The sequence below is a fragment of the Pseudomonas syringae group sp. 247E2 genome, from assembly GCF_032587795.1.
GTDB classification, from domain to species: Bacteria; Pseudomonadota; Gammaproteobacteria; order Pseudomonadales; family Pseudomonadaceae; genus Aquipseudomonas; species Aquipseudomonas amygdali.
The window spans coordinates 292,907-306,576 of the sequence record NZ_JAWHPK010000037.1; the positions used below are offsets into that span (position 1 = coordinate 292,907).

Below are 13,670 nucleotides of genomic sequence, written 5' to 3' on the forward strand. Positions count from 1 at the left end.
TCAGGCATTCAGGAAGGGAGAGAAATGATGCGGTCGGCGTAAAACCCGTTGAACGGGGTGCGCAGGGACACCGAGTAAGCGCCGGTCGATTGGAATTCCAGCCAGTCGCTTTCCCTGATATCGCTGGCGAGCGAGTAGGGGAAGGCCAGGCGATCCATGCTGTCGCAGGTGGGGCCGAAGATATTGAACGTGTTTTCCGCAGCACCGGTGTAAGGGGTGCCTTCTCGCCACACGCGTGCGGGAAATTGCAGCCACTGCTGGGCTGAGAGCAAACCGCCAAAAATACCGGCACCACAAAAAACGCTCTGTTCGCGTCTTGAAAGCACCCGTGCAAATAGCGACATGCCGCCGTAGACCAGACCACGACCCGCTTCGCAGATCAGGTTCAGGTCCTTCAGTGTCGGGCTGGTCTGGATATGCTCGCAGACTCTGCCAACCAGGTCTGGCGTGTTACCCATGGAGTTCAGGTAATTACCCGGAAACCCGCCACCGATATCCAGGTGCCTGACGTGCTCGGCGGTGTCGCGCACAATGGCATCGGCGTCATTGAGGGCCGCGAGCCACGGGCCGTCTTCAAGGGCTTGCGAACCGACATGGAATGACAGCCCGAGTGACCACTCGGTGCTGGACGCCACTTGATGCACCAGTTGCGTCGCTAACACCGGACTTGCCCCGAATTTTCCTCTGAGATCATAAACCGCCGTCGACTCGGAGGGTGCGTAGCGCACGAACAGGCTGATCGTGCTGTCGCGTTCGGGCAACACGTCCCGCAACTTCGAGAGTTCCTCCTCACTGTCGAGCACAAATGAACGCACGCCATACCGATAGTAAGCCTCGTGCAGGCAATGGCGGGACTTCACTGGGTTCATCAGGTATTGAACTGCGTTGGGCAGCGTGTTGTGTACCGTCTGCACCTCTGCAAGCGACGCCACGTCAAAATGATTGATACCGCCCTGGCTCAAGGCTTCAAGTACTTGCTCAAGTGGATTGGCCTTCATTGCATACAGCACGGTACCTGGAAAACAGCCACTGAATTGCTGCGCATTCCGGGTGATCCAGCGCGGGTCAACGGTATAGAAGGTGTCGTTGGTGTCGTCGGCTAATTGTGCAAGAAGTGTGTCCACGTTGAACTTCCCTGGCTTCGAAGTGTGAGCAGAGCTTGAGCAAGCTTCGTGCCACTGCTTTATCAGACGGCTGAACAAACTTAACGGCAGTGATCTAATAAACATGTATACAAGACGATAATCCAAAACAGTGCGATTTCGACGTTATCGAGTCGGCGTGGTGCAGTTGCTTACGCGCCCTGAAATAATAAAAATGGATAGCACTTTGCTACTTTTAAAAGTGGCTTATACATAATTCGATACATATATTAAAGTTTTCATATTTCGAAAGTTCACGGAAAAAAGTCATTTAAATTAAAGGCTTGCCGATCTTTCAGTCACGCTTTAGGCCGGCGTTGGCGATTATCTGGCACCTTGCCAATACACGATGATCAATAACGGTGGCACGCCACTTGCTGGGTACAACATCGTGAAGTAATGGGGCTTGTTCCATTGCGTCAGCGCTCGCGTTAACGACGACAAAGTAATTCATGGTCATGGATCAGGCAGGGGGTTGCTCGGCAAGCCGAATAGCAGCCCCAATGAAGTCACCGTTATCGAGTGGAAGGTGTACATGGATTTTCGTGCTTTTTATTCAGGCAACGCCCTGCAGTTTCTGGCCTCGCGCCAACTTGCTTTTTCTGAACTGGAAGAGGTTGTAAAACGCCAGTATGCCGATGCACAACTGGCGCTGATCAGCAGCTCTCCCGTACATGGCATCGCTAATGCGGCCAGTGATATAGACCTGATATGTGTGACCGATGATCGGCAGTCCGATCAATCGATGGCCTCGCAGATTTACCACAATGAACACCATATGGAAGTGGTGGCATTTGCCCGAGAAGAAGTTCACAACGCGTTCTCCCAACTGGCGACGGACGCACACAAAACTACCGCACAGAAACTCGTTGCATTCAAGCAGTGGGACAAGCAGCAGGCGGTATCGCGAAAGTACCTGGAGCGCCTGGTCTGCGCGGTGTCGACCGATCAGTCGCTTCCTTATCTGGACAGTCAGAAGGACTTGAGTTCGATCTGGTCGGTGGCAGCGTTCGACGACTTCCGCCAGAGCGCCTGCTTTTCAGTGCTGGCCTGGCGCAGTGGCGAATACCGCGCGGCCGCCGCCTATGCCTGCAACGCCGCACTGTTTCTGATGAACGCGACGCTGGCCAGCCACGGCTGGGTCAACTCCAATCGCAAGTGGACACTCCTGCGATGGGACCGCGCGCTCAACCGGCACGGCATGCTGAATGACGACGGCCTTGCCCGTGCCATCGGGCAGTTGTGGCAACGCGCCTATCCTGCCTGCCGCAATGGATTGCAGGGAGCAGGCCTCATGCAATTGTGTGAATTGACCCAGCTCGCCGAGCAAACCTTTGCCTGCGAAGCGGACTATGCCGCATTAAAACCAGGTATCGAGCGTTCCGCCGCCAGTGCGTTTTTGCCGGGGGTCGACTTTGTGCTCACCGACGATCAACAGGCGACGCTATTGGCACGTCTGGATGTGCCAGAGCTGTCCAGCACCCGCCCGATCGATCTTGCCGAGCAATCACCTGAGGCTGCCGCCTGTCTTCTGCGCGCTGCGCGTGCCGGACTCGTCAGCTTCTCACTCAAGGATCACAACCCGATGCAGGGAGCACACGCATGACTGCAATTTCAGCACAGGCAGCCGGTCGCCAGTGGTTTCCCCGGCTGAGTGGCGGCTATGTATACCCGGCAGGGCCTTACGCGCAAAAGCTGATATCAGTGGCCTGGTTGCTGATGACCGAGCTTGAAGCCTATCTGGAGGACCTCGAAGGCGCGGCGAACGAGCCTCAAGTGGTGGATGCGCTGAGAATCAAGCTGGCTGAATTGATGGTCGACATTGACTGCCGACTCGCCGGTGCCGACACCCCGAACGAGTTGCACCAGTTCGCCTTGTTCAGTGAATACGGGCTCACAGACGTCGTTGCTCACTCCGGGCCAGTCGCCGTCGAATGGCTGGGCGTGCCCACGGATACCGATGCCGACCGCAGTGATGAGGCGAGCCGGTTAATCGAGCTGTTCAAGGAAGTTCTGCAGGCCTTTCCCGGAAAGCTGTTCAACCCGTTGCTGCCGGGTACTCAGGGCCAGGTCCTGCGGACCCTGCGTGACTGGGACCGCTCCTGCCGCCTGGCAGGACGCGATGCTGCCTTTCTGGCTCCTTTGATGAGGTCTCTATGAACAGTCATGTCATGACCGCGCCTGCAAGTGTGCCGGTGCGCAAATCATCGTTTGTCGAGCGTTACGGGGCGGTTTTCGGCCGCGAGCAAGGCCTGATGCTGCGAATGGCAGGGCTTACCGCAGCCGAGCACTCGGCCCAGGGTTCGTGGATAACCGATGACACCGGCCGGCGCTGGCTGGACTTTGGTTCATTCGGGCTGCATCTGCTGGGCCATCGGCACCCCGCGGTGGTCGCTGCTCTGACGCGGCAAGTGACGTCGCTGGGCCTTTCAAGTCGGATATTGGCCAACGAACCCAGCCTCAGCGCAGCCGAGCGCCTGGTGGCCTGTATCGGTCGGCCGGGCAATGGCGTGCTGTACGGCAACAGCGGTTCGGAGGTCATCGAAGCGGCGCTCAAACTGGTGCGCATGCAGACCGGCAAGCGGCGAATCATCGCGTTGACTCATGCTTATCACGGGCGCACGAGTGGCGCGCTGGCGGTCAGCTATGGCTACAGGGGGCACGCCTCGCTGATGCATGCCGAAGATGTGGTGTTCATCGATGCCGGTGATCTGGACGCTGCACGCAAGACACTGGCAGAAGGCGATATTGCAGCGGTCATCGCCGAGCCTGTTCAGGGAGAGGGCGGAATCAGGCCGGTGGACCTGAGCTTTCTGGGAGAACTTGCCGGGCTATGCCGCGAGCATGACGCGTTCATGATTCATGACGAGATTCAGTCAGGTCTGGGGCGCAGTGGTTCGTTGGTTTGCGGCGCGCCAGCCGACATCATCGTGTTCGGCAAAACCCTGGGCGGTGGCGTGTTCCCGGTTGCCGCCGCCATTTACGACAGCAGTCGGTTCGGCGCGCCCGCGCGTGATCCTGTCGTGCATGCCTCGTCCTATGCGGGCAGCGCCCTGGCCGGGGCAGTGGTCAACGCGGTGCTCGACGTGGTTAGCGATCCCGCATTCTGCGAACGCGTCAATGAGCTTGGGCAAGTGGCCATGGACATCCTGCGCAAACGTCTGCAGGACTGCCCGGCAGTGGCTGAAGTACGCGGTAGTGGCCTGATGATCGGTGTGGAGTTCACCTCCAGCAACTATGTGGCGCAGACCCTGATCGAGGCCGCACACCGCAACGTGCTGCTGGCTTTCTGCCTGAGCGCAACCCGGGTACTGCGGGTTTATCCCGACGCGACCATCACCCGGGACGACCTCGAACAGGGCATCAACAGTTTCTGTGATGCCGTCGATGCGGCCTATCGTTCCATCCAATGACGGAGATTTCCTATGCCTGATGTATCAACCAGTGTGCTTCTTGGTGACTTCGAGCCTGGCGAAGTGTGGCCGATCCTCTCGGACTTCGCCCGCTATCCCGACTTCATGAGTGATGTGCTGGAGGTGATCGTTCACCCCCGGCAGAGTGAATATGTCTCCAGTACGTGGCGCGTGCTGATCAATGGCAGCGAGCTGACCTGGACCGAGCAGGACTGGCTGGTGACGAACGAGCGTATCGAGTTCAAGCAGACCGATGGTGACCTTGAGGTCTGGTACGGCGAGTGGCTGCTGATACAACGCGCCGATGGCTTGCATGTGGACCTGAATGTCACCTTCGACCTTGGCATCCCGTCGCTGGCCGAGGTTTTGCACCCCATAGGCGAACGAGCGATTCGCGCCAATAACATCCAGATGCTCGACGGTATACGCAATCAATTGCTCGCTCGCCGTCATCAGCGGGTTGCGGCAGGGGGCTGTTGATATGCGTTCGACACTGATCATTACCGGTGCCAGCGGCGCACTGGGCTCCTGGTTCATGCGCGACTGGCTCAGTCAGCATCCGGAGTCGCATGTCATAGCCTTGTGTCGTTCCGGGCAAGCTGCCAGTCGCTGCCTGCAAGACCTGCCGGTGGACAGCCGCTCGCGGCTTGAGTGCCGTATCGCCGACCTTACCGACGCCGCTTCCCTGAATGCGCTGGCGGACACCATGCCAGTCATCGAGAGCGCCACGGCAGTCCACCTCGCTGCCGATGTGGCCTGGGACAAGACGTTCGAAGAGATGCATGAGCTGAATGTCGAAGGTGCGCAGCTGTTCTGCGGTTTTGTCCAGAAACTGGTGCGCAAGCCTCACTTCATCTATGTGTCCACGGCTTTCACGCAGTGTGAAGGCTGGACCTATCGCAACGGTTATGAGGAAAGCAAGGCCGCTGCGGAGCGGGGTTTACGTGAAACCTTCGGCAGGCAAATGCCGATTTCCGTGTTCAGTTGCAGTCTGGTCATCGGCGCTACGAGCGACGGCGCAATCAGCCGTTTTCATGGGCTGTATCCGTTGATCCGCTTCATCAATACCTTTTCACCACCGTTTCTGGTCGGCAACCGCCAGGGGCTGTTTGACCTGGTGCCTATCGACTGGGTGGTCGACGAATTGATCCACCTGGTCAGTCATTGCGTTGCAGGTGGCGACGCGCGCGAGGTCGTGGCATCGGCAGGGGATGCGCGGCTGCCTTATGAGCAGGTGATCCGCATCATCGAGTCGCGTGTCGACCGGGCGCGCCAGGCAGCAGGCGTTGCGCCGCTTACCCCGGCACCGATCCTGCGCAGTCGGCAATGGGCGTTCCTCAAGCGCTCGCTGGTTGCATGGCGGCCGGAGGGTATTTCAACCAGAGATTTCCGCTATTTCGAGCGCTTGTTACAGATCTACGGCGTGTACGCCGAAAGCGATCTGGTCAGACCCCCGTTGAATGTCCGGCACCCGGCACCCAGCGCAGAAATATTTTTACCCAGAGCGGTGGATTACTGGCTGGCTCATGCGCCCGATGCGCGGCTCAGCCTCGACAGGCTTGTCGCGAAATCAGCGGCAATGCACGGTTAGCAGGCCCTTTCAACGATTGAACGGGAGATGAAAGATGGAAGACACAATCGAACTCGACACGATGGACAGTGGCGCTTACGACCGACGCTCGGAGCGCGCCAGGTTGGCACGCGATAACCTGTCACTGACCTCGGATCTCAAGCAACTCAGCAACTGGCGGCAGGCATTGCAGATAGGCGTGCAGTGGGCGGTGATCGTCGCCGCAGTCACGCTGGCTGAAGTCAGCGATTCGACGCTGGTTTGTATTGTCGCCGTAGTCGTCATTGCGACGCGACAGCACGCGTTGCTGGTACTCATGCACGACGCGGCGCATTTGCTGATCAGCCGTGACAAGCGGCGTAACGACCTGATCTCCAACGTCTTTCTGACGTTTCCTCTGACATTGAGCACGTCACGTTATCGGGCTCACCATATTGCCCATCACAAGCACCTTAATACGCCTGCCGACCCGGACTACGCCGATGCGTTCGCACCGCCAAGTTCGGGGTTGTTCTGGCAGGCCTTGCTGCGCGACATCAGCGGGTTGTCGACCCTGCAATCGTTACGCACGATGGACAGTTTCAGCGTGATCGGGCTTTTCACCAGCCCTTCGCCCGCGACCCGCACCGAGCGCTATCAGGCTTTGGCTTTTTATGCCTGCGCAGTGCTGCTCATCAGCGCTTTCAGTGCCTGGCCGGGCGTGCTGTTGTACTGGCTGGCACCGCTGGTGTTCTTTCTTCCGCCGATTCTGCGCATTCGCAGTCTGTCGGAGCATGCCGGGCTCTCGACCCGGAGCGTGAAGCGCGATGCACGCAGCGTCAGCCCGGGCTGGCTGGAACGAGGGTTGTTTGCACCGTGCAATATCAACAGGCACTGGGAGCACCACCTTTTTCAACAGGTGCCCAGCTATCACCTGGGCACCTTGTCGCGACGCCTTGCTCAGCGCCTGCCAGGCTCGGCCGCCGCCTGCAACACCGAAGGCTATCTTTGGGGCGCGCGCAGCATGCGGGCCGAATTGTACGGTGCGAACGGGCAGGCACGCGCCGTGGCGTCTCTGGATCAGGAGGCTTGAACCCATGATGCTGACCGGTTCTGAAATAGTGAAAATGCGCGAAGTCGGCAGTGTCGTCATCGAGCCTTTCGACCCCATTCATGTCGAGGTCAATTCCTACGGCTGTCACCTGGCGGATCTGCTTCTGGAGTACCGCAGCGACCGCATCGATCCTCACGGGGAGCTGGAGGTGGTCGAGCATCATATTCCGCCCGAAGGCTTTGTGTTGTACCCCAACCGCTTTTACCTGGGCGCCACGGCCGAGCAGATCGGCGGTATCGATTTTGCCAGTGAGCTTTACGCCAACGTTTCCACCGCCTCCTGTGGCGTTTTCATTCAGACCAGTGCGCCGCTCGGCCACACCGGCGCGGCCATCAGCTGGACCCTGGAGATCGTCGTTACCCAGCCGGTGCGGGTCTATGCCGGCACCAAAGTGGCCAAGGTCTGCTTCTGGGCAAACTTCGGCCTGACCACCTGTTATGCGGGACGCTACTTGGGCTCCAAGAGCACCGTGCCCTCGAAAATCATTCTGGATTGACCATGATACTGACCGGTAGTGAAATCGAAAATCGTGTGCGTTCGGGTGAAATCGTCATCAGTCCTTTTTCCCATGAGAACGTCAATCCCAACAGCTACAACTTCCGCCTGCATGACCAGATGAAGGTCTACGAAGACGATGTGATCGATGTGCGCACCGAGGCGTCCACCCGAACCATCGAAATCGGCCCGGAAGGCTATGAATTGCAGCCGATGAAGCTGTACCTGGCTTCAACCATAGAAACCATGGGCAGCACCCATTTCGTACCCACTTATGCGGCGCGTTCCTCGATTGCAAGACTGGGGATGTTCATCAACCTGTCGGCCCCACTGGGCGACATTGGTTTCGTCGGACGTTGGACCTTGCAGTTATATGCGCTGAACCGCATCCGTGTTTACCCCGGCATGAACATCGGTCAGATGATGTTCTGGAACGTCAAAGGCGATATCGAGCTGTATTCCGGGAAGTACCAGGGCGCGACCGAAGCCTTCGCGTCACGCATATTCATGGATTTCGAAAAGACGCCACGCCCACAGCCACTGGTGGTGCCCAATCTTGCGCCGTTTCCGGTTCTGGCAGCCCAGGAGGACGTTGATGCAGTCCCGGATGCACTGACCAGTGGGCCCGCTCGGAGAGCCACTGACCTTCCACTGATAGCAGGAGGCCGTCGTGTCCAGTAAATACTCAACCCTGCAACAGCTTGCCGATACATTGCCGGTGCCGCCCCTGAGCGCACTGGACGATGCAGACTACCGCGTGCTCTGGCACGACTTCGCAGACCGCAAGCAGGCTATTGAAGACACGTTGAAAACCGTGCGCATCACCGCAGGTGCCTTCCTTGACGAACACATGGACAGAATCGCCCGGCTGGCCGAGTTTGAATGGAGTGAGGCTGCCGACAGCCATCTCCAGGCGCTGCTTGAGCAAGCGGGCTTTGATGCCGGCAGCGAACTTGCCGTACGTTCTTCGGCGAATATCGAAGATGGTAATCAGCACAGTTTTGCCGGGATTTTCAGCACACACCTTTCGGTGCAGGGGCTGCAAGCGCTCAAGACGGCGGTGCTTGATGTATGGCGCTCCGGAGTTTCCCGCCAGGCCATTCTGGAACGCTTGCGAGCGTCGATGCTGGAAACGCCGGTAGAGATGACGGTGATCGTGCAGCGCATGGTCAAGGCCCGCTTCGCAGGCGTAGCCTTCAGCCATGATCCGTTGAGCGGGGAGGCAGTAACGCTGATTGAAACCGTCGCATCGCTGGGCGAAGCGATGGTCTCCGGGGTAGAGAAGGGCATGTCGGCGCGGGTCAGCGACCAGCAATTACTGGGTTGTGACCCCGCGCTGGAGCCTCACAAGGCGTTGCTGCTGGAAGTGGCGACACTGGCTGCCAATGCATCTGCGGCGCTGGGGCTGCCCGCCGATATCGAGTGGGCGGCTGATGACCAGAAACTCTGGCTGCTTCAGGCAAGGCCCGTCACCAGCCTGCGCGAAGCACGCAGCCTGGAGCCGGTCCTTGAATGGGCCGAACTGTATATCGCCAGTGATGATGCGCTAATGGATTTCCGGCCATTGCCTGCCTTTGCGCAGTATTTTCGAAGCAAGCGCCGCCCGCTGGCGTTGTTCGCGCAAACCCACGGCGTTTCTGCGGGCCAGGCGCTGTTGGTCAAGGCAAACCGTCAGGGACTGGTCGAGCCAGCAATGAGCCAGGTGCTTTTGGACCGACTCAATACCGATCAGGTCGTGCTGGACTTCTCCGATCAGGTACGCCAGCAGATCCTTGAGCGCGGCGCATTGCTTGAACGGCTGCTTGAGCTCAGTGATGAGCGTGTTGTGTGTTTTGTGGTCCGCGAGTTTCTGAAAGGTGAAACAGGGCTTATCACTCAGGCGTGCGATGACGGCTCCACGACCTGCGAATGGTCATCGGAAGGCTTGCTGGCGATCAATCGCGGCATCGCCGGAACGCAACGCGCCCGGCTGGTAGCGCACGATCCGACTGGCCCGGCAGATGCCCTGCAATTGCACAGCATTACTCACGCCGCCGGCGAACTGTTGGGCTCGGTGCAACTGGAGTGGGTGAGAGCGGGGCAGCAGTTGCACCTGATTGATTTCTCGCCGTTGTCGACGTTCGTGCAGGTAGAGGACTCAACGGAGATCCGCCTGATTTCTCCAGGTTATGCCGACGGGCCGGTGGTTGTAGTAACTGCCGGTCGGCAACTGGAAGAACTGAGTATCTCGGCCACCGTGTCGATCAACTCGATCCCCACGTCCAGCTCTCTGGGGGCTGAACTGGAGGAGCTTGAGCGACAACTGCGTGCTCATGACGGACAAGCCATTGTGGTCTCGCCACGCCCCTACGCGGCACTGGCGGCGTTGCTGCCGTTCGCACGCGGTTTTGTCTTCGAGCAGGCGTCCATGCTTTGTCATCTTTCGATCCTCTTGCGTGAACACGGCATCCCCGCCGTGGAGTCCGAGGCGCTGTATCAACAGGGGCTTGCCGGACAACGGATCACTTTCAGTCAGAGCCCGAAGGCGCTGCCTCACTCTGTCAACGAAGTACGGGAGCTACAATGACTACGGATATTTCACTGCTGTTCTTCGATCCGCACACCCTCAACGGCAGCCTTGATTCTGCGCTGGTTGCCATTGTCGACACAGAGGCTGCGCGGGCCCGTCACTCGGACAACGGTCTGTTCATTCCCAGTGGTACGTTGCATGCGCAGTGGCTTTCCAACGCTCATCACACCCATGTGCCGATGCCGATGAAGGACTTCGACTTTCAAGTCTTCAATGCCGGGCAGCGCAAGCGTACGCAAGACAGTCGTTCACGCATGCATGTGCTGGACCCGACGCTTCACCGTCGGCCGTCCAATCAGGCGCTGATGGCCACTCTGGCGGTGACTCATCACCTCGGTAAATGCAGCGTTTATCACTATATCCATGAAGGCGAAGCCGGTGCCTTGTTCCTGCACCTGATGGATGTCGAACCGGTAGAACGCGCTTCCTGGAGGGCCTGGCAACGTTTGGCCAGATCCGCCGCGGCGCGTGTGGCCGCTTCGCAACCGATGCTCAGCGACGACTGCTGGTACGTGCGCTGGCGCCCGGAAATGGAGCTGGAACGTAAATTCACCTCGTTTCAGATACCTGACATGTGGCAGTTGTCCACCGCGATGCACAAAGCGTTCGGAGAGGGCGCTTTCAAGGACCTGGTGCTGGAAATCGACCGTGACTTTCAAACCTACGATTATGAATCGCACATTTTCGAAGTGACGGGCGACCCGCTCGAAACCGGTTACATCTCGTTCATTCCTCAGGCCGATGGGCTGATGGCGGTCAAACGCAAATGGTTTCTCGAAAACGCCGAATTGCGCCGCGAGGACTTCAACACCGATCAGCCGGTAGCGTTTGCCGACATCGAAAGTCACGCCCGCTCGATGACCTCGGCAAATCTGTGTCGGCTCAAGCCGTTCAGGCGCACCCGGATCGACATCAATTTCGAATCGCTGAGGACCGGCAATGGTTTTGGCGCGTATTTCGATGTCTGCCGCATGGTTGACGGCAGCGCAGAGTTCGCTCAGGTCGAGGTCGAGTATTGCCGCAGCAGAACATTGCACACGCTACGTGAAGTTGAAGAGGACTTTGAAACCGTATCCAACGTGATGCGTGATTTTCTGGCGGAGCGAAACCTGCCGTTTCAGCAGGATCTTTATTCGAAACTCGACTTTGCCCGTGAGGCGAGTCGGCTCTGAATTCACTTTGCCGGGGAGATAATCATGTCGCAATCCACGACCACGCAAACGGCTATTGTGTTTGGTAGCTGGAAGATTCGCCATCAGGAGCCTTTCGGTAGCGATGACCACACGTTATATGCCATCGCTGCGGACACGGCGTTGCTGGGCGAGCTGACCGCGGTCGCTGACCTGCGAGGCAGCCACCGGGTTCTGGCCCGCTGGGACGCCGATGGGGCAATGCTTCTTGATGATGAAAACGGTGATCTGGGCGACGAAACTTGCCACAACCTGTCCGGAGCCGCCATCCCGCTTGCGATCATCACGTTACAGGCGGACCACGTATATATCAGTCACCTGCTGAATCGCATTGATGTGCATCGTTCGCTTTTCGTACAACCTCCGCTTGAGATCGACCAGCCCGCAGTCCCGCAGAACCTGTTGATGGCTCTGCGCGACGCGTTCGAACGTAACCACTTGGCGATCAACAATTGGGAATGTCGCTACGCCACCACCGAGCAGACGTATGTCGAGTCCTTCGAACTGCCCCCCGACTGCCATGCGCGGATGCTCGGCGAGGCCTGGTTCGATGCCAGTTTCAGCCCGGCAATGGCGCCGTTCACCAGCCAGTGCGGTGACGAATTTCAGGTCTGGGATCATCAGGTGACCGCCGCCCGTGATGAAGACGGGGGCTATGTGTGGGTCGAGCATTGCAGCCGCAAACGCAAGCTGGCGGTCAATGAACCCATCGTGCAGTTGTTTCGCAGTGCGCCGGGGAGCTTTTCGGGCACTGTGAAGAACCTGTCGCTGGGCTCACCGACGCTGGAGGCTATGGCCATGAGCGTTGACAGCACATTGCAGGCACTTGGCGAGTATCGACGTTATGCATTCAGTGCGCCGTGCGAGTCGGTGCAAAGCGGCAACCTGTTCGTGATCACGTTCGAGACCTGCACGCCACTCGCTGCGCATTCGGCCAGCACGACACGCGGTGACGTGCGCTTTCTCAAGTCCCGAGGCGTAATAGACCCTCAAGCAATCAACGCCGATCTGCGCGAGCTGATGAAACGTCTGCACGCGTTTCTGGACGAGCGTCGCCAGGAATGCTGGCCGCTGGCCGACCGTTTTGCATTTCTGCACTCGCCATCGCCCTTTATCGCCACCCGGGAGAGCCTGTACTCATGAGCCGCTATCTTTGCAATGGACGCTATCGATTCGAACTGGATGATCAGACCTCGGGCTCCGCACTGGCGCAGCGGCTGCGAGTCTTCCTCGCACCTTACTTTGCCGAAGTCGCGGACGACGGCCAGACCACCGTCGACTTGAGGGTCCGGCTGCACGACAGCACCGCCTTCAAGCCGGAATGGATTGGCCTCTGCGCCACCCCCGACATCATTCGCGAAACCTATGCCCCTGGTTTTACCCTGCGTGTTCTGCGTGGCCACGACCCTCAGACCGGTCTGGACTACGCCTGGGATGCCGATACGCAGGTCGGCTACCGGATTGACCGGGCGCGTCACACTGTGGATTTTCACGGCGACGAAAATGCATTCATCCACTTGATCGAGCTGGTGCGCTACTACGGCCTGCTGGTCGAGCAGGCCAAAGGCAGTGTGATCATGCATGCGTCGGCGGTGGTCGGGCCGGACGGTGGAATCGTTGCAATCGGCGGTGCGAAGGGAGCTGGCAAGACCACTACCATGCTGGATCTGGTGCTGTCCGAGGGGTATCTGTACTTTTCCGGTGACAAGCTGTTGCTGGACTGTATCGACGGCCGGGTTCGTGCCCGTGGCTGGCCGGACTACCCGCATGTCGGTGTCGGCACGCTACGTACACACCCCGAACTGGCCAAACGACTCGATCTGGCTGCGGTGGCCGATGACCTGTCGATTGCACACACCGAAAAACGCCTGTGCATGCCAGAAACCATGCGCGCCGCACTCAAGGCCAGCCCTGAAGGGTGTGGCTGGCTGCAAACAGTCGTACTGCCCAATGTAGCTGCGCGGGGCAAGTTGCAGATCCATGCGATGGGGTACGATGCGATTCTGGAGCAAATCCACTCGCCCACGCTCTTCGAGTGGCCGCACCGTTTCGTGACCTCAACCTGGCACGGCCTGCTTGACGCCACTTCGCTGACCGATACCGTGCCAGCGCAGATCGTCCGGGGGCTGCTCGGCGTGCAATGGCAAAGTCGTGTCGGCGTGGCGCGTGAACTCATCAGCGCCTGAGATAAGGAGATC

Annotated in this window: 13 protein-coding genes; 12 read left to right on the forward strand and 1 reads right to left on the reverse strand. The window is 58.8% G+C overall.

The features are described 5' to 3' along the window. Positions 1-8: 8 nt before the first annotated feature. Positions 9-1,124 (reverse strand): decarboxylase, encoded by a 1,116-nt coding sequence (locus RYC18_RS26060; RefSeq protein WP_005743668.1) that lies wholly within the window; start codon positions 1,122-1,124, stop codon positions 9-11. 553 nt (positions 1,125-1,677) lie between these two features. Here RYC18_RS26060 and RYC18_RS26065 point away from each other — a divergent pair. Genes RYC18_RS26065 through RYC18_RS26120 form a run of 12 tightly spaced genes read left to right on the forward strand, consistent with a single transcriptional unit; the run spans position 1,678 to position 13,658 of the window. Then, positions 1,678-2,748, forward strand: coding sequence for a DUF6001 family protein (locus RYC18_RS26065; RefSeq protein WP_004667599.1), 1,071 nt, complete (start codon positions 1,678-1,680; stop codon positions 2,746-2,748). Continuing rightward, a complete protein-coding gene (locus RYC18_RS26070; protein ID WP_005743669.1) occupies positions 2,745-3,302 on the forward strand; it encodes a DUF6031 family protein in 558 nt (185 codons plus the stop codon). The genes RYC18_RS26065 and RYC18_RS26070 overlap by 4 nt, the downstream gene beginning before the upstream one ends. After that, the gene (locus RYC18_RS26075; protein WP_046832861.1) at positions 3,299-4,555 is read left to right on the forward strand and encodes an aspartate aminotransferase family protein; all 1,257 of its coding nucleotides are present in this window, start codon (positions 3,299-3,301) and stop codon (positions 4,553-4,555) included. Before RYC18_RS26070 ends, RYC18_RS26075 begins: the two co-directional genes overlap by 4 nt. A gap of 12 nt (positions 4,556-4,567) precedes the next feature. After that, entirely contained in the window at positions 4,568-5,035 is a 468-nt protein-coding gene (locus tag RYC18_RS26080) for a type II toxin-antitoxin system RatA family toxin (protein ID WP_005732080.1), read from the forward strand. A 1-nt stretch (position 5,036) separates the two neighbouring features. Continuing rightward, positions 5,037-6,146 (forward strand): SDR family oxidoreductase, encoded by a 1,110-nt coding sequence (locus RYC18_RS26085; RefSeq protein ID WP_316887029.1) that lies wholly within the window; start codon positions 5,037-5,039, stop codon positions 6,144-6,146. 34 nt (positions 6,147-6,180) lie between these two features. Beyond that, positions 6,181-7,197 carry a fatty acid desaturase family protein gene (locus RYC18_RS26090; protein ID WP_005743673.1) on the forward strand — a complete coding sequence of 339 codons (1,017 nt, stop codon included), beginning with the start codon at positions 6,181-6,183 and terminating at the stop codon, positions 7,195-7,197. Positions 7,198-7,201: 4 nt separating this feature from the next. After that, complete coding sequence (locus RYC18_RS26095; RefSeq protein WP_004667600.1) at positions 7,202-7,714, forward strand: dCTP deaminase domain-containing protein; 513 nt, start codon at positions 7,202-7,204, stop codon at positions 7,712-7,714. Between the two features lie 2 nt (positions 7,715-7,716). Next, entirely contained in the window at positions 7,717-8,394 is a 678-nt protein-coding gene (gene dcd / locus RYC18_RS26100; protein WP_005777449.1) for a dCTP deaminase, read from the forward strand. Then, the gene (locus RYC18_RS26105; RefSeq protein WP_005777447.1) at positions 8,384-10,279 is read left to right on the forward strand and encodes a PEP/pyruvate-binding domain-containing protein; all 1,896 of its coding nucleotides are present in this window, start codon (positions 8,384-8,386) and stop codon (positions 10,277-10,279) included. Before dcd ends, RYC18_RS26105 begins: the two co-directional genes overlap by 11 nt. Then, entirely contained in the window at positions 10,276-11,454 is a 1,179-nt protein-coding gene (locus RYC18_RS26110) for a hypothetical protein (RefSeq protein WP_316887030.1), read from the forward strand. Before RYC18_RS26105 ends, RYC18_RS26110 begins: the two co-directional genes overlap by 4 nt. A gap of 24 nt (positions 11,455-11,478) precedes the next feature. Next, positions 11,479-12,615, forward strand: coding sequence for a hypothetical protein (locus RYC18_RS26115; RefSeq protein WP_005743677.1), 1,137 nt, complete (start codon positions 11,479-11,481; stop codon positions 12,613-12,615). Next, a complete protein-coding gene (locus tag RYC18_RS26120) occupies positions 12,612-13,658 on the forward strand; it encodes a hypothetical protein (protein ID WP_316887032.1) in 1,047 nt (348 codons plus the stop codon). The genes RYC18_RS26115 and RYC18_RS26120 overlap by 4 nt, the downstream gene beginning before the upstream one ends. Positions 13,659-13,670: the final 12 nt, after the last annotated feature.

Excerpts from the sequence above, each read along its gene's own strand:
- RYC18_RS26085 (WP_316887029.1), top strand. The coding sequence starts at position 5,037 with ATGCGTTCGACACTGATCATTACCGGTGCCAGCGGCGCACTGGGCTCC.
- RYC18_RS26080 (WP_005732080.1), top strand. The coding sequence starts at position 4,568 with ATGCCTGATGTATCAACCAGTGTGCTTCTTGGTGACTTCGAGCCTGGC.
- RYC18_RS26115 (WP_005743677.1), top strand. The coding sequence starts at position 11,479 with ATGTCGCAATCCACGACCACGCAAACGGCTATTGTGTTTGGTAGCTGG.
- RYC18_RS26070 (WP_005743669.1), top strand. The coding sequence starts at position 2,745 with ATGACTGCAATTTCAGCACAGGCAGCCGGTCGCCAGTGGTTTCCCCGG.
- RYC18_RS26065 (WP_004667599.1), top strand. The coding sequence starts at position 1,678 with ATGGATTTTCGTGCTTTTTATTCAGGCAACGCCCTGCAGTTTCTGGCC.
- RYC18_RS26090 (WP_005743673.1), top strand. The coding sequence starts at position 6,181 with ATGGAAGACACAATCGAACTCGACACGATGGACAGTGGCGCTTACGAC.
- RYC18_RS26095 (WP_004667600.1), top strand. The coding sequence starts at position 7,202 with ATGATGCTGACCGGTTCTGAAATAGTGAAAATGCGCGAAGTCGGCAGT.
- RYC18_RS26110 (WP_316887030.1), top strand. The coding sequence starts at position 10,276 with ATGACTACGGATATTTCACTGCTGTTCTTCGATCCGCACACCCTCAAC.
- RYC18_RS26120 (WP_316887032.1), top strand. The coding sequence starts at position 12,612 with ATGAGCCGCTATCTTTGCAATGGACGCTATCGATTCGAACTGGATGAT.
- RYC18_RS26075 (WP_046832861.1), top strand. The coding sequence starts at position 3,299 with ATGAACAGTCATGTCATGACCGCGCCTGCAAGTGTGCCGGTGCGCAAA.
- dcd (WP_005777449.1), top strand. The coding sequence starts at position 7,717 with ATGATACTGACCGGTAGTGAAATCGAAAATCGTGTGCGTTCGGGTGAA.